Annotated in this window: 12 protein-coding genes; 8 read left to right on the plus strand and 4 right to left on the minus strand. The window is 72.0% G+C overall.

Annotation, left to right across the window (positions count from 1 at the left end):
• Nucleotides 1-164 precede the first annotated feature (164 nt).
• Nucleotides 165-1,109 (minus strand): alpha/beta fold hydrolase, encoded by a 945-nt coding sequence (locus ACI2L3_RS00005; protein ID WP_404749996.1) that lies wholly within the window; start codon nucleotides 1,107-1,109, stop codon nucleotides 165-167.
• Nucleotides 1,110-1,222: 113 nt separating this feature from the next.
• A complete protein-coding gene (locus ACI2L3_RS00010) occupies nucleotides 1,223-1,519 on the minus strand; it encodes a hypothetical protein (RefSeq protein WP_404749997.1) in 297 nt (98 codons plus the stop codon).
• A 167-nt stretch (nucleotides 1,520-1,686) separates the two neighbouring features.
• Here ACI2L3_RS00010 and ACI2L3_RS00015 point away from each other — a divergent pair, with 167 nt between their 5' ends.
• The 4 genes from ACI2L3_RS00015 to ACI2L3_RS00030 all read left to right on the plus strand — a co-directional run bounded on the left by ACI2L3_RS00015 (nucleotide 1,687) and on the right by ACI2L3_RS00030 (nucleotide 5,204).
• Nucleotides 1,687-2,055 (plus strand): arsenate reductase family protein, encoded by a 369-nt coding sequence (locus ACI2L3_RS00015; RefSeq protein ID WP_404749998.1) that lies wholly within the window; start codon nucleotides 1,687-1,689, stop codon nucleotides 2,053-2,055.
• Between the two features lie 185 nt (nucleotides 2,056-2,240).
• Nucleotides 2,241-3,269, plus strand: coding sequence for a glutamine synthetase (glnII, locus tag ACI2L3_RS00020; RefSeq protein WP_404749999.1), 1,029 nt, complete (start codon nucleotides 2,241-2,243; stop codon nucleotides 3,267-3,269).
• A gap of 317 nt (nucleotides 3,270-3,586) precedes the next feature.
• Nucleotides 3,587-4,144, plus strand: coding sequence for a winged helix-turn-helix domain-containing protein (locus ACI2L3_RS00025; protein ID WP_404750000.1), 558 nt, complete (start codon nucleotides 3,587-3,589; stop codon nucleotides 4,142-4,144).
• Between the two features lie 73 nt (nucleotides 4,145-4,217).
• On the plus strand, nucleotides 4,218-5,204 hold the full coding sequence (locus ACI2L3_RS00030; protein WP_404750001.1) for an NAD-dependent epimerase/dehydratase family protein: 987 nt from the start codon (nucleotides 4,218-4,220) through the stop codon (nucleotides 5,202-5,204).
• A 65-nt stretch (nucleotides 5,205-5,269) separates the two neighbouring features.
• Here the strand turns inward: ACI2L3_RS00030 and ACI2L3_RS00035 are convergent, their stop codons facing one another.
• On the minus strand, nucleotides 5,270-7,459 hold the full coding sequence (locus tag ACI2L3_RS00035) for an MMPL family transporter (RefSeq protein WP_404750002.1): 2,190 nt from the start codon (nucleotides 7,457-7,459) through the stop codon (nucleotides 5,270-5,272).
• A gap of 253 nt (nucleotides 7,460-7,712) precedes the next feature.
• Between ACI2L3_RS00035 and ACI2L3_RS00040 the strand changes: the two genes are divergently transcribed.
• From ACI2L3_RS00040 to ACI2L3_RS00050, 3 genes are read left to right on the plus strand one after another with little or no spacing between them, the layout of a single operon-like run.
• Nucleotides 7,713-8,990 (plus strand): sensor histidine kinase, encoded by a 1,278-nt coding sequence (locus ACI2L3_RS00040; RefSeq protein ID WP_404750003.1) that lies wholly within the window; start codon nucleotides 7,713-7,715, stop codon nucleotides 8,988-8,990.
• Nucleotides 8,975-9,625 carry a LuxR C-terminal-related transcriptional regulator gene (locus tag ACI2L3_RS00045; protein WP_404750004.1) on the plus strand — a complete coding sequence of 217 codons (651 nt, stop codon included), beginning with the start codon at nucleotides 8,975-8,977 and terminating at the stop codon, nucleotides 9,623-9,625. The genes ACI2L3_RS00040 and ACI2L3_RS00045 overlap by 16 nt, the downstream gene beginning before the upstream one ends.
• A 53-nt stretch (nucleotides 9,626-9,678) precedes the next feature.
• The gene (locus tag ACI2L3_RS00050; RefSeq protein WP_404750005.1) at nucleotides 9,679-11,037 is read left to right on the plus strand and encodes a DUF1996 domain-containing protein; all 1,359 of its coding nucleotides are present in this window, start codon (nucleotides 9,679-9,681) and stop codon (nucleotides 11,035-11,037) included.
• A 36-nt stretch (nucleotides 11,038-11,073) separates the two neighbouring features.
• Here the strand turns inward: ACI2L3_RS00050 and ACI2L3_RS00055 are convergent, their stop codons facing one another.
• Nucleotides 11,074-11,457, minus strand: a complete 384-nt coding sequence (locus ACI2L3_RS00055) for a hypothetical protein (protein WP_404750006.1) — start codon at nucleotides 11,455-11,457, stop codon at nucleotides 11,074-11,076.
• 140 nt (nucleotides 11,458-11,597) lie between these two features.
• On the opposite strand from ACI2L3_RS00055, the gene ACI2L3_RS00060 reads away from it, so the two are divergent.
• On the plus strand, nucleotides 11,598-14,744 hold the full coding sequence (locus ACI2L3_RS00060; protein WP_404750007.1) for an alpha-N-acetylglucosaminidase: 3,147 nt from the start codon (nucleotides 11,598-11,600) through the stop codon (nucleotides 14,742-14,744).
• Nucleotides 14,745-14,987 lie beyond the last annotated feature (243 nt).

The following is a 14,987-nucleotide window of genomic DNA, read 5'->3' on the forward strand; positions in this document are numbered from 1 at the left end:
GCTAGGGCGTGTCTTTTGGATCGGTCCGGTCAGCCCGCGGCGTCTGGTGCGGTGCATCGCAAGGCGGAGCATCGCCCGCGGACCGGGTGTCCGTGGGCGATGCGACAACGCCGCGAGGCGCCGTGCCAGGCGTCGCGGGCCCGGGCTGATCCGAAAGACACGCCCTATGCCCCTGGCGCCGTGGCCCACGCCGCCACCCACTTGGCGAGCGCGCCGCCCGCGCGCGTCCACGCGAAGTGGTCGAGCCGGGCGTCCGCCTCCTGTGCCGTGCAGTGGCGGCGGGTGAGGCGGGCCCGCGGGACCTTGCCGAGCAGGTGGTCGAGGGCGGTGGCAGGGGCGAGCGTGTCGTCGTCGACGGAGACCGCGAGGACGGGCAGGTCCAGGGTGGCGAGCGCCGCCTCGTAGTCGAGCGCGGAGCCCTTGCCGCTGTAGCGGCCCGTGCGCACCTGGCGCGCCCAGTCGCGCATGACGCCCTTGGGCTGGTCGCCGCCGAAGCCGAGCCGGGTGCCGGGCCAGCGGCCGAGCACGGCCGCCGTCGCCGTGATGAGCGCCTGCGCCAGGAGCAGGCCGGGGCCGCGCCACGGGCCGTACGCGCGGAACCACACCGATCCCGTGGCGACGACCGCCACCCCGTCGACTCCGGAGCCGTCCCGGCCGGCGGCCAGTGATGCGTATACGAGAGCGAGCTGGCCGCCGAGGCTGTGGCCGAGGAGGAAGAGGGGCGGTTCGGTGCCGAGCTCGGCGCGGACCGCCGTGACGACCGCGGGGATGTCCTCCTCGACGATCGCGCGGTAGCCGTGGCCGGGCGCGCCCCGTCCGGTGGCGCGCGGGGTCGCCTCGCCCTGGCCGCGCAGGTCGACGGTGAGGACCGTCAGCCCTTCGTCGTGCAGCCGGCGTGCGAAGCGGCGGTAGAAGCGGGCGGGGGTGCCCATGGCGGGCAGGATGAGCACCGCGGGGGCCGGCGGCGGCCCGGGCGCCGGGCCCGAGCCGGACGGAAGGAAGCGTTCCGGTGCGGGGGCGCACAGGGCGCGCACGGGAAGGCGGGTGCCGTCCGGCAGTTCGGCGGTCGTCAGGAGCGGCAGTTCGCCGACGGGCTCCGGCTGGGTCATGAGGCACAGCATGTCCCATCGCACACATGACCGCACAGCCCCTTGCGCGCATGCGTGCGGTTGTGCGTGCGGGGCCCGCGGAGGCCAACTCCCTCCACGGGCCCCGCATTTGCTCAGCGGCTGTACCGCATCAGCGCCCGCACCATGTGACAGGTGATGTCGGACGGCGGGTGGATCCCGACGTCCTCCGCCATGCGCCGTATCGTGCTGTTCTTCGCCTGGTTCGGCGTGAGGACGCCCGAGTCGAGCAGGGCGATGGCCAGGCGCATGGCCTTGAGGCGGCGGTTGTGGTTGACGTACCACTCTCGGGGGCGGCCGGCGGGCAGCGCCCTCTTCTGGAGCGGTACGTACGGCACGTCGATGAGGACGGGTTGAGACACGGACTTCGACTTCAGTGCGGCAGCGGGCACAGGCATCCTCCTGTCGCGATCGGGGCCCCCCGTCGGCGCCCTCGAACACTACTGTGATTCTACCGCCGGGCACTGACAATCCGCCCTGGCCAGAGGGGCTTTGCGGTATTCGAACAGAGGCCTGCGCGAAGCCCTGGGACGGGTGGTTCGCGGGTAGCGTGTGCGGCATGGAGATCTGGATCAACCCCGCCTGTTCGAAGTGCCGCAGCGCACTCACGCTGCTCGACGCGGAGGGCGCGGACTACACCGTCCGCCGCTACCTGGACGACGTGCCGAGCGAGGACGAGATCCGTGCCGTCCTCGACCGCCTCGGCCTCGAACCGTGGGAGATCACGCGGACCCAGGAGCAGGCCGCCAAGGACCTGGACCTCAAGGACCGGAAGGCCTGGCCGCGCGACGCCACGGGCCGCGACCGCTGGATCAAGGCTCTCGCCGACCACCCCAAGCTGATCCAGCGCCCCATCATCACGGCGGACGACGGCACGGCGGTGGTGGCCCGCACGGAGGAGGCGGTACGGGACGCGCTGTCCCGCTGAGCGCCTGTGTCATGGCCGCGGGCGGGCGGTGCCGTGAGCCGGGCCACAGCCGCCTCAGGTAACACGGGGTTCACATAAGAGCAACGGCCGGGAAATCGCGGGTTGCCAAGCTGCCGCACATCACCACGGCACCGCAGCACCCGCACGTTCTGCGCCGTACCGAGCGTTATGAGGATGAGGCCCCCGTGACCTTCAAGGCTGAGTACATCTGGATCGACGGCACCGCGCCGACCGCCAAGCTCCGCTCCAAGACCAAGATCCTGGCGGACGACGCGAAGGGCGCCGAGCTGCCGCTCTGGGGCTTCGACGGATCCAGCACGAACCAGGCCGAGGGCCACGCCTCCGACCGCGTCCTCAAGCCCGTCCACACCTGCCCGGACCCGATCCGCGGCGGCGACGACATCCTCGTCCTGTGCGAGGTCCTCAACACGGACATGACGCCGCACGAGTCCAACACCCGCGCCGAGCTGGCCGAGGTCGCGGGCCGCTTCGCCGCGCAGGAGCCGATCTTCGGCATCGAGCAGGAGTACACGTTCTTCGAGGGCGACCGCCCGCTCGGCTTCCCCGTCGGCGGCTTCCCCGCCGCGCAGGGCGGCTACTACTGCGGCGTCGGCTCGGACGAAATCTTCGGCCGTGACGTCGTCGAGGCGCACCTGGAGAACTGCCTCAAGGCCGGCCTCGGCATCTCCGGCATCAACGCCGAGGTCATGCCCGGCCAGTGGGAGTTCCAGGTCGGCCCGCTGGCTCCGCTGGAGGTCTCCGACCAGCTGTGGATCGCCCGCTGGCTGCTCTACCGCACCGCCGAGGACTTCAAGGTCTCCGCGACCCTCGACCCGAAGCCGGTCAAGGGCGACTGGAACGGCGCCGGCGCGCACACGAACTTCTCGACGAAGGCGATGCGCGAGGGTTACGCGCCCATCATCACCGCCTGCGAGGCCCTCGGCGAGGGCTCGAAGCCGCTGGACCACGTCAAGAACTACGGCGCGGGCATCGACGACCGCCTCACCGGCCTGCACGAGACCGCCCCCTGGGACGAGTACAAGTACGGCGTCTCCGACCGCGGCGCCTCCGTCCGCATCCCGTGGCAGGTCGAGGTGGAGCAGAAGGGCTACATCGAGGACCGGCGCCCGAACGCGAACGTCGACCCGTACGTCGTGACGCGGCTGCTCGTCGACACCTGCTGCACCGCGCTGGAGAAGGCCGGCCAGGTCTGATCGCACCCTGATCGCACTCGATCGCCACCGACGGGGGCGCCCACCGATACCGGTGGGCGCCCCCGTCGCCATCTGATTCAATGGAGCCATGGGCAGCCACCGGAACACCTCGACGGGTCGTCATGACCTCGAGCCTTTCTGGCCCTCCCGGCAGCATCACGACTTCGACCGGGTGTGTTGCCGCGCGATGAACGCGCGGGCCCTCTAAAGCCGTTGCCGCGGGCTTCCACAGCCGCCCCTCCGGCCTTCGCCTGACGCGCACGACGTACGTCTCGTTCTCGACGACTCCTTCTTCGCGCGAAAGAGCTGATCCCACCATGGCGAACTCCCGTACCTTCACTGCCACCGCGACCGCCACCGCCACTCCCGCGGCCCCCGTCCCCGCGTCCCGGGGACGCCTGCGGGCCGTCGACCCCGACGAGCCCCACCCCATCGCGCGGATCTCCGACGTCCTGCCGCCCGGCGCCACGTGGCTGCCCGCGCCGCAGCACACCCTGCCGACCCTGCCGGGGCAGCCGCCGATGGTCGGCTACCTCGTCCTCGTACCGACCGAGGCACCGCCCGCGCCGCCCGCGCCCGCCGCAGGACCGATCAGGATCGACACCGCGCGGCGCGCCGCCGAGGTCGAGGGGCGCTCCCTCGACCTCACGTACCTGGAGTTCGAGCTGCTCGCGCACCTCGTCGCGCACCCCCACCGGGTGCACACCCGCGACCAGTTGGTGACGACGGTGTGGGGGTACGGCCACGTGGGCGACGGCCGTACCGTCGACGTCCACGTCGCGCGGCTGCGGCGCAAGCTGGGCGCCGAGCACCGCAGGACGATCCAGACGGTCCGCCGCGTCGGCTACAAGTACGCGCCGCCGACCCCGCGCTGAGCTGCGGTTCCCGGCTCTGCCCCGAGCAGAATCCGGTTCACAGGACCCGGGTCGGCGGGGCAGAGTCACCACCATGAGACTTCTGATGCTGGGCGGCACCGAATTCGTGGGGCGTGCGGTCACCGAGGCGGCCCTCGCCCGGGGCTGGGAGGTGACCGTCTTCCACCGCGGTCACCACGCGGCGCCCGAGGGCGCACAGGTCGTGCACGGCGACCGCACCGTCGAGGGCGGCCTCGCCGGGCTCGCCGACGGCGAGTGGGACGTGGTGGTCGACACCTGGTCGGCGGCGCCCCGGGTGGTGCGGGAGTCGGCCCGGCTGCTCGCGGGGCGCGCCGGGCGGTACGTGTACGTGTCCAGCGGCTCCGTGTACCGCTACCCGGGCGAGGCCGGCTCCGACGAGAGCTTCCCCGTGGTGGACGGCGACCCGGACGCGGACGCGTCGGCGTACGCGGAGGACAAGCGGGGCGGCGAGCTCGCGGCGATCGCCGAATTCGGCGCGGAGCGGACGGTGCTCGCGCGGGCCGGTCTCATCCTCGGCCCGTACGAGAACATCGGGCGGCTGCCGTGGTGGCTGAACCGGGTGGCGCGCGGCGGGCCCGTGCTGGCCCCCGGGCCGCGGGACCTCGCCATCCAGTACGTCGACGTGCGGGACCTCGCCGAGTTCGTCCTGGACGCGGCCGCCGCCGGGCTGCACGGGGCGTACAACCTGATCAGCCCGATGGGGCGGATCACGATGGGGGAACTCCTCGACGCGTGCGTGGAGGTGGCGGGGCCCGAGGCGGAGCTGCGCTGGACGGAGCCGCGGGCCGTGCTCGACGCGGGCATCGAGCCGTGGATGGAGCTGCCGGTGTGGCTGGCCCCGGGCGAGCTGCACGACACGATGCACCGGACGTCATCGGAGAAGGCGGTCGCGGCGGGCCTTCGGACCCGGCCCGCCGCCGAGACGGTGCGGGACACGTGGGAGTGGCTGCGGTCCATCGGCGGGACGGCGCCGCAGCGGCCCGACCGGCCGGTCGTGGGGCTCGCCCCCGAGAAGGAGGCGAAGGCGCTCGGCCTGTGAGGTGACAGGGCGTGGCCCCGGCGCGGTGCAGGCGCCGGGGCCACGTCAGGTGTGCGGGTGTCTCGTCAACGGCCGCTCGCCACCGGGGTGTTGTACGGGTCGGGACGCGGCGGCGCGGTCGGTGCCTCCTCCGCGTGGGAGATCCGCGGGAGCCACCGCAGGTACCGCGGCGTGTGCCAGTTGCGCTCGCCGAGCAGGGTCATCAGGGACGGCAGCAGGATCATGCGGACGACCGTCGCGTCCAGCAGGACCGCCACGCCGAGGCCCACGCCCATCTGCTGCATGTCCTGCATGGACAGCGTGCCGAACACCGCGAAGACCGCCACCATGATCACGGCCGCGCCGGTGACCGCGCCCGCCGTGCGCGTGATGCCCTCGTGGATCGCCGAGCGGTTGTCCATGCCCCGGTCGCGGGCCTCACGGATCCGGGAGACCACGAACACGTGGTAGTCCATGGAGAGGCCGAAGAGGACGACGAGGACGAACAGCGGCATCCAGTTCTCGATCGCGCCGACCTTCTCCGAGCCGATCAGCTCCGCGCCCCAGCCGTGCTGGAAGACGGCGGTCATGACGCCGTAGGCGGCGCCCACCGACAGCAGGTTCAGTCCGATCGACGTCACCGCGATCACCACCGAGCGGAAGCTGAAGAGCATCAGGAGGAAGGTCACCGCGGCGATGAAGGCGAAGACCGGGACGATGCCCTTGCTGAGCTGGTCGCTGAAGTCCTCGGAGGAGGCCAGGTCACCGCCGACGTACGCCGTCGCGTCCACGCCCTCGAAGGCCGCGGGGACCGTGTCGTCGCGCAGCTCGTGCAGGGCCTTCTTCGCCTCGGCGTCGGTGCCGTCGCCGGGCAGCGGGATCTCGATCTCGGCGACGCCGGCCGCCTTGTGGACGGTGAGTTCGGCCCCGTCACCGGCCTTCTCGGTCAGCGAGTCGAGCGCGGCCCGCACCGGCTGCGCGCCGATGTCGTCGGACTCGACGACCACCCGGGCGGGAGCGGGTCCGCCGGGGAACTCCTCGGTGATCCGCTGGTAGGAGACGGAGAGCGGGGCGTCGGAGCCGAACTGCTTCTCCAGGCCAAGCTGTTCGGTCTTCATGCCGAGTGCGGGGGCGGCCAGGGCGAGCAGGACGGCCGCGGCACCGACGGCGAAGAACTTCGGGCGGGCGAGGACGGGCTTGAGGATCTTCGCCGCGGTGCCGCCACTGGCGTGCACGCCCTTCTTGGCACGGCGGTTGAGGAAGGGGATGCGGCCGGCGTCGATGCGGTCGCCGAGCGCGGCGAGCAGCGCGGGCAGGACCGTGACCGAGCCGAGCATCGCCACGCACACCACGAGGATCGTGGCGACGGCGAACCCCTCGAAGAGGAGCAGGCCGGACAGGAACATGCCCGCCATGGCGACCATCACGGTGAGGCCGGAGACCAGGACGGCGCGGCCGCTGGTGGCCGCGGCGATCCGCAGCGCCGTCTCGGCGTCCCGTCCCGCGGCGCGCTCGTCCCGCTCGCGGCGCAGGTAGAACAGGCAGTAGTCGACGCCGACCGCGAGGCCCATCAGGAACATCACGGAGTACGTCGTCTCGAACAGGTGCAGCTGGTGGCTGGCGAGCGAGAGCAGCCCGAACGCCGCCACGCACGCGGTGAGCGCGAGCCCCACCGGGAGCAGCGCCGCGACGACGGCGCCGAAGGCGACCAGGAGAATGCCGAGCGCGAGCGGCACCGCGGTGAACTCGGCCTTCTTCAGGTCGTCGGCGAGCAGGTCGGACAGCTGCTTCTCGGAGCTCGCGTCGCCGAACTGGCGGACGGAGATGCCCTGGCCCTTGCCGTCCTCCTCGGCCTTCGCCACGGCGTCGAGGACCGGCTGTACGCGGTCGGCGGCCTCGTCCCCCGGGCCCTTGATCTCGAACCGGAGCAGCGCGTCCCTGCCGTCCTCTGAGGGCAGCGGCGCCTTGAGGCCGCGTACGTCGCCGGTCGCGGTCAGCGCCTTCGACAGGTCGGCCGCCGCGTCCCGCCATCCGCCGGCGGTGCGCGCGGTGACCATGACGAGCTCGCCCGCCGGCTCTTCGATGCCCGCGTCCTTCAGGATGGTGGCGGCCCGGCCCGAGTCGCCGACGCCCATCTCGTCGTCGGAAGCGGTGACCATGCCGGAGGCCCCGCCGATGGCCGTGGCCAGGACCACGAAGACCAGCCAGCCGAGGATGGCCGCCTTCCGGTGGTGTGCGCTCCACACACCGAGTCGTGCCGCGAGGTTCCGCCTCATGGCGCTTCGCCCCCATCAAGTCTGCGTGAATATGCGTCGGATAAGACGTGACTCACGCTAGGAATCGGCGGCCGTGCGCCCCAGCCGCCGAAGCCCCCTCTCGCTGAAGCACAGGGCGAGGCCGGGGGGTGTCGTCAGGTACACCCCCGGGCCGGGTGCCGGGCCCAATGACCCGCACCCGCCGTACCAGCGAGGATGTAACGGTGCCGGACGCACGGAACGCGGCCGGACACGGGGACGACGAGAGGGACTGATGACCATGACGAGGCTCAAGGACGCAGTGGTCGCGGGGGCGAGGGGCCTCTGGCTGACGATCTACGCGCTGGTGGGCTCGATCGTCCTGTTCGTGTTCTCGGTCCTCTCGATCGCGTTCATCCTGCTGGGTATCGGCGTCTTCACGACTCCGCTCGTCCTCACGGGCGTGCGCAAGTACGCGAACTCCTACCGCAACCTGGCCGCCGAGTGGTCCGGCGTGACGATCCCGGACGCCTACCGCGCCTTCCCCGCCGACCTGCGGACCGGCGTCACGGGGCAGGTGGAGCGCTGCACGCTGATGCTGAAGGACCCGGCGACCTGGCGCGACCTCCAGTGGCTGCTGGTCAACATGACCGCGGCCCCGATAGTCGCGGTCTTCGCCCCCGCGCTGATGCTCTACATGCTGTACGGCTGGGTCCTCGCCCTCGGCGTCTGGGAGCCGATCTACAACGCGGGCGGCGGCGAGTGGTTCGCCTTCATCCACGTCACCTCGCAGTCCACCGCCAACCAGGCCGCGCTGCTCGGCACGGGCTTCTTCGTCCTCGGCGTCTTCGTCAACCCCTCCCTCGTACGCGCCCACTTCCTCCTCGCCCGTACGCTCCTCGCCCCCACCACGAGCATGCGGGAGCGCGAACTGGCGCGGCGCGTGGACCGGCTGACCGAGACCCGGCACGACGCCGTCGACAACTCCGCCGCCGAGCTGCGCCGCATCGAGCGCGACCTGCACGACGGCGCGCAGGCCCGCCTGGTCGCCATGGGCATGGACCTCGGCACCATCGAGGCGCTGATCGAGTCCGACCCCGCCAAGGCCAAGGAGCTGCTCGCCAAGGCGCGGCAGAACTCCGGCGAGGCGCTGACCGAACTGCGCGACCTGGTCCGCGGCATCCACCCGCCGGTCCTCGCCGAACGCGGCCTCGGCGACGCGGTGAAGGCCCTCGCGCTGCGCCTCCCGATCACCACCGAGGTCGACGTGGAGCTGACGGGGCGGGCCGAGGAGTCGGTCGAGTCCGCCGCGTACTTCGCGGTGAGCGAGTCCCTGACCAACGCGATCAAGCACTCGGGGGCCGACCGGATCTGGGTGGACATGCACCACGCGGACGGCATGCTGCGCATCGCCGTCACGGACAACGGCAAGGGCGGCGCCGCCATCGGTTCGGGGTCCGGGCTGACCGGCGTCGAACGCCGGCTCGGTACATTCGACGGCGTACTTGCCGTCAGCAGCCCCGCGGGCGGTCCGACCATGGTGACCATGGAGATCCCTTGCGAGTTGTCCTAGCCGAAGACCTCTTCCTGCTGCGCGACGGTTTGGTGCGGATGCTGGAGGCGTTCGACTTCGAGATCGCGGCGGCCGTGGAGAGCGGGCCCGAACTGACCAGGGCCCTGGAGGAGTTGCAGCCGGACGTCGCCGTCGTGGACGTCCGGCTTCCGCCGTCCCACACGGACGAGGGCCTGCAGTGCGCGCTCGCCGCCCGCCGGGCCAGGCCGGGGCTGCCCGTCCTGGTCCTCTCCCAGCACGTGGAGCAGCTGTACGCGCGCGAGCTCCTCGCCGACGGGACCGGCGGCGTCGGCTACCTCCTCAAGGACCGGGTGTTCGACGCCGCGCAGTTCATCGACGCCGTACGCAGGGTCGCGGCCGGCGGCACCGCGATGGACCCGCAGGTCATCCAGCAGCTCCTGTCGCGGCGCGCCACCGACCAGCCGCTCGGGGCGCTCACCCCGCGCGAGCGCGAAGTGCTCGAACTCATGGCGCAGGGCCGGTCGAACGCGGCCATCGCGGCACAGCTCGTCGTCACCGAGCGGGCCATCGCGAAGCACACGTCCAACATCTTCGGGAAACTGGATCTGGCGGTCTCCGACGACGACAACCGGCGGGTGCTCGCGGTCCTGGCGTACCTGGACCAGGGGCGCTGAACCCTCGGCCGGGGGCGCTGAACGCGCCGGGCCGCTGATGCGTATGTAGCCCCATGGGACGTACCTCACGAAAACGATCAAGGCTGACGCGGCGCGTCGTCGCCACGTCGGCAGCGTTCATCATGGGCGGCGGCGGCCTGGTCGCCGTGAACGTCTACGCGAACGCCGAAGACGGCGCGGATCGGCCTCCCCCGGAGAGTGCCGGGCAGCAGGTGTCGACCATCAGCTGCCCGGACGTGGGCAATCAGCTGCCCGAGGTGCCCGATGCCGCGCGCGGCGAAGTCGACCGGCGACTCGCCGATCTCGACGGGCAGATCACGGAGGCGTACGGGCGGTTCGAGCGGACGCGGGACAAGGAGTCGCTGCTCCCGCCCCTGGAGGAGAAGCGCAGGGAAACCCTCGACGGCATCACGAACGCCCTGGACCAGGCCGGTGTCCGGCCCCCCGAGGGGCTGGACGGCATGGCACCCTGCACGCTGCGCGCCGACGACCAGGAACAAGGACAAGAACAGGGGCAGAGCGGCAATGGGCCCGAGGCCGATGACTTCGTCGAGATCGAGTCCGTCCGGCCGAATGTGAAACGCCCCCGCGACGGCCGCAACGCCTCACGCGGCGCGTTCACCACGAAATGCGGGCGGAACGAGAACGGCAAGTTCAATCCGGACAACGTCATCGTCGCGCCGGGCGTGAGCAACGGCGCCCACCACATGCACGACTACGTGGGAAACCAGGCGACGGACGCCTTCTCCAGCGATGACGACCTCGCCGCCGGACAGACCAGCTGCCGCAACCAGGGCGACAAGTCGACGTACTACTGGCCCGTCCTGAGGCTGCAGAACGGCGAGAACGAGGACGACGCCCAGGCCGACGGCGGCGGAAAGGACCAGAACACCGGCGAAATCCAGACACCCGCCTCCGTCACGCTGAAATTCGCCGGGAATCCGGTGAGCAAGGTCGTCGCGATGCCGCGTTTCCTGCGCATCATCACGGGTGACGCCAAGGCGTTCACGAACGGCGACGCCAACGCCAACGCGTCGTGGAGCTGCACCGGATTCGAGAACCGGCAGCTGAGGGACAAATACCCGATCTGCCCCGAGGGCAGCAAGGTCGTCCGGACGTTCAACTTCCAGAGCTGCTGGGACGGACAGAACACCGACAGCGCCAACCACCGCACCCACGTCGCCTTCGCCGACCCGCGCACCGGCGCCTGTCCGCAGGGCTTCCGGGCCATTCCCCAGCTGGTGCAGCGCGTCGTGTACGACGTGCCGCCGGGCCCCGGATTCGCCGTCGACTCGTTCCCCGAGCAACTGCACAAGCCCGTCACCGACCACGGCGACTTCATCAACGTCTTCGACGAGCGGCTGATGCGGCGCGTCGCGAAGTGCGTCAACTCGGGTCAGCGCTGCACCTGACACAGACCCGCGCGCCCGCCCCGACCGCGGGCGCGCTCACCCCTCGTGCGGGCCGTGGTGGCCGCCGTGCCTCCCCGCGGCGTCCACCACGGTTCCGCCGAGGCGGTCGCGCAGCGCCGTGATGTCGTCGGCGTCCCCGACCGCGACCCAGCTGCTGCCGCCGACGAGGTACGTACCGCCGTAGTCGTTCGCCTCGTCGAGCCATTCGGCCTGGCCACGGGCGTTTGTAAAGGTTACGAGGACGTAGCGCCGGGCACCGTTCTCACAGGTGGCCTGGCGCAGTTCTGCCGCGTCCGTCCGGACGTCGGGCCTGCATCCCGCCTCGGCCGCCAGCTGCTCCAGGCTGCCGCTCGCCGTGCGTGGTGTGCCGTCACCCCCCGAGCCGCAACCCACCACCGTCAGCAGGACTCCCACAGCCATGCCCGAAAGCGCGCTCCGTGCTGCCCTCATCGTCCCGGCACTCCCTTTCAGCTAACTCGACCCGCCCGCTCCACGTGGACCGTTGAGCACTCGGGGCGACGCGGATACCGTGCGCGCAGCCTTCACCCCAGGGGGTACACATGTCCGAACCGTCCCGACGTACCGTGCTCGGCAGCGCGGGGGCCCTCGGCCTCGGTGCCGCGGTCGGCGGCCTGCCGGCCCTGACCGGCACCGCGGCCGCGCGACCCGCCGAGGCTCCCGCCTTGGATACGGATGCCGCGCGCTCAGCGCTCAACAGACTCCTGCCGCACCACGCGGAGCAGATCCGGCTCAGACTCGTCCCCGCGCGCGGCCGCGAGAACCGCGGGGCCCACGAGGACCGCTTCAGAGTCACCGGCTCCACCGGCCGGATCGAGGTGTCCGGCACGACGCCCGCCGTACTGCTCACCGGCGTCCACTGGTACCTGAAGTACGTGTGCGGGGCCCACATCACCTGGAACGGCAGCCAGCTCGACCTGCCGCGCAGACTGCCCGCCCCGGCCCGGCCGCTGGAACGTTCCACCACGCTCCCCCACCGGTTCGCCCTGAACGACACCAACGACGGGTACACCGCGCCGTACGCCGACTGGGCGTACTGGGAGCGCATGATCGACGTACTCGCCCTGCACGGCTGCAACGAAGTCCTGGTCATCGCGGGCGCCGAGGCCGTGTACCACCGTGTCCTGCAAGAGTTCGGCTACTCCGACGCCGAGTCCAGGGCGTGGCTGCCCGCCCCCTCGCACCAGCCGTGGTGGCTGCTCCAGAACCTCTCCGGGTACGGCGGGCCCCTCTCGCAACAACTCATCGACGACCGTGCGGAGTTGGGGCAGCGCATCGTCAGGCGGCTGCGGGAGCTCGGGATCGCCCCGGTGCTCCCCGGCTACTACGGTCACGTCCCCGACGGGTTCGTCGAGCGCAACGGCGGGGACGCGCGGGTCGTGCCGCAGGGCGTCTGGCACGGGTTCCGGAGACCCGACTGGCTCGACCCCCGCACCACGGCCTTCGCCAAGGTCGCCGCCTCCTTCTACCGGCACCAGGAACAGCTCTTCGGCCCCGCCGACCTCTTCAAGATGGACCTCCTGCACGAGGGCGGCACCGCGGGCGACGTGCCCGTGCCCGCCGCCGCGCAAGGCGTGGAGACCGCTCTGCGCAAGGCGCGGCCCGGCGCGATCTGGGTCATCCTCGGCTGGGAGGCCAATCCGCTGCCCGCGCTCCTGAACGCCGTCGACAAGAAGCGGATGCTCATCGTCGACGGCGTCTCGGACCGGTACGCGAGCGTGACGGACCGGGAGAAGGACTGGGGCGGCACGCCGTACGCCTTCGGGACCATCCCCAACTTCGGGGGCCGCACGACGATCGGGGCGCGCACCCACCTCTGGAACGAGAAGTTCTTCGCCTGGCGCGACAAGGCCGGCAGCGCGCTCGTCGGCACCGCCTTCATGCCGGAGGCCACCGACCGGGACCCCGCCGCCTTCGAGCTCTTCTCCGAGCTGGCCTGGATGAAGACCCCGCCGGACCGCGCCGCGTGGTTCTCCTCGTACGCCGACTTCCGGTACGGCGGCCGCGACCGGGGCGCGCGGGCCGCGTGGCGCGCGCTGCACGACACCGCCTACCGGCACACCGCCGTCGAGCGCAGCGACCCGCACGACTCGCTCTTCGCCGCGCGGCCCGACCTCGCGGCCGCCCGCGCCGCGGAGTACGCGCCGCGCGCACTCACCTACGACCCGGGCCGCTTCGACGCCGCCCTGACCGGACTCCTCGGGGTGGCCGGCGGGCTGCGCGGCAGCGCCGCCTACCGGCACGACCTGGTCGACGTCGCCCGGCAGGCCCTCGCCCACCGCAGCCGGCAGCTCCTGCCGCAGCTGCGCACCGCGTACGAGAGGAAGGACCGGGCCGCCTTCGGCTCCCTCTCCCGGCTCTGGCTGCGCCTGATGCGCCTCTCGGACGAAGTGACGGGCACGCACCCGGCGTTCCTGCTCGGTCCCTGGATCGAGGACGCCCGCCGCATGGCTACGAACGACGCCGAACGCGCCGAGTTCGAACGGACCGCGAAGGTCCTGATCACCGTGTGGGGCGACCGCGCCACCTCCGACGCGGGCCGCCTCCACGACTACGGCAACCGTGAATGGCACGGCCTCATGGGCGACTTCTACGTGCCGCGGTGGCAGAAGTGGCTCGACGAGCTGGAGGACGCGCTGTCGGCGGGGCGGGCGGCGCGGCCGGTGGACTGGTTCGCCTTCGAGGAAGCGTGGACGCGGGAGCGCGAGGACTATCCGCTGCGGCCCGTCGGCACGCCGTACCGGGCCGCCTCGCGCGTACGGGACGTGCTGGCGCGGGCGCCCTACCAGGGCACCCTGGAAGTCACGGCGGACCCGCCCGCCGTCCCCCCGGGCGGCCGCTCCCTCCTGACGGCGACCTTCCGCAACGTCAACGGGCTGCGCGCCACCGGCCGCGTCGACTTCGCGTTGACCGGCATCGACGCGGAGCCGGTCGGGCCCGAGTCGCTGCCCCGCGTCGAACCCGCGGGAACGGGCAAGGTCACGTGGCGGGCCGCCACGCCGGAGACTCCCCTGGACCGTCCACTCCGCACCCACCCGTACGAAATCGCCGTCCGCTACGGCCCCTTGGGTGAGCGCCGCATCCGCTCCGTCCACGAAGGGACGCTGTTCGAGGCCGGCCCCGTGAGCGACGCGTGGCTGAGCTACAGCAACAACGCGGCCGTCTTCGGGGAACTGGACGGGCGGTACGCGATCAACGGGGGCGGCGCCGACCTGTGGAAGGGCACGGCCGAGTTCGGGACGCTGTACCGGGGCGGGGCGCTGCGGGACGGGGTCTCCGTGACGGTCCGGGTCGACGCGCAGGCGGTCACTGGGCCGTGGGCGCGGGCCGGTCTCATCGCCCGCAACTCCCTGCGCACGCCTCTCTCCCCCGGCTTCGTGAACCTCGCCGTGACCCCCGCCAACGGGGTCGTCCTCTCCTACGACACGAACGGGGACGGCACGCTGGACACGTACCAGCGCATCACCGGCATCAAGGCCCCGGTCCTCCTCCGCCTCACCCGCGGCGCGGGCCCCTCCTTCACGGGGTCCTGCTCCACGGACGACGGGGCGACGTGGCGCACCGTGGCGACGGTACAGGTGCCGGGGGCGGCGGCGGGCCTGGACGTTGGGCTGTTCATGAGCGCGACGAATGGGGGTGACGGGGAGCGCGGGACGGTGGAGTTCAGCGGGTGGGAGTTGGGCGGGTAGGGGGCGCCCTCGGCTGGGGTGTGCGCCTTCGCTTCGTCTGTGGGGCGGGGGCGCGGGGGTATGTGCGTACTCGCTATCCCTGCGTCACGCCTCAAGTCCAAAGACGCCAGAGTGCGCTCGGTGCTCCGTTCGCACATACCCCCACACCCCCTCCTGCGCGTGAGCGCCTGCGCCCCGGTGGGGCGACTCGCTCCTACTCCCGCAGGGCGTCGCGGGGCGAACGGGCGGGCGGGTGGGAAACTT

It is taken from the genome of Streptomyces sp. NPDC029674, from assembly GCF_044903205.1.
Taxonomy (GTDB): Bacteria; Actinomycetota; Actinomycetes; order Streptomycetales; family Streptomycetaceae; genus Streptomyces.

Coding starts and splice junctions, on each gene's coding strand:
- ACI2L3_RS00060 (WP_404750007.1), top strand. CDS start 11,598: ATGTCCGAACCGTCCCGACGTACCGTGCTCGGCAGCGCGGGGGCCCTC.
- ACI2L3_RS00035 (WP_404750002.1), bottom strand. CDS start 7,459: ATGAGGCGGAACCTCGCGGCACGACTCGGTGTGTGGAGCGCACACCAC.
- ACI2L3_RS00025 (WP_404750000.1), top strand. CDS start 3,587: ATGGCGAACTCCCGTACCTTCACTGCCACCGCGACCGCCACCGCCACT.
- ACI2L3_RS00055 (WP_404750006.1), bottom strand. CDS start 11,457: ATGGCTGTGGGAGTCCTGCTGACGGTGGTGGGTTGCGGCTCGGGGGGT.
- ACI2L3_RS00015 (WP_404749998.1), top strand. CDS start 1,687: ATGGAGATCTGGATCAACCCCGCCTGTTCGAAGTGCCGCAGCGCACTC.
- ACI2L3_RS00050 (WP_404750005.1), top strand. CDS start 9,679: ATGGGACGTACCTCACGAAAACGATCAAGGCTGACGCGGCGCGTCGTC.
- ACI2L3_RS00040 (WP_404750003.1), top strand. CDS start 7,713: ATGACCATGACGAGGCTCAAGGACGCAGTGGTCGCGGGGGCGAGGGGC.
- ACI2L3_RS00030 (WP_404750001.1), top strand. CDS start 4,218: ATGAGACTTCTGATGCTGGGCGGCACCGAATTCGTGGGGCGTGCGGTC.
- ACI2L3_RS00005 (WP_404749996.1), bottom strand. CDS start 1,109: ATGACCCAGCCGGAGCCCGTCGGCGAACTGCCGCTCCTGACGACCGCC.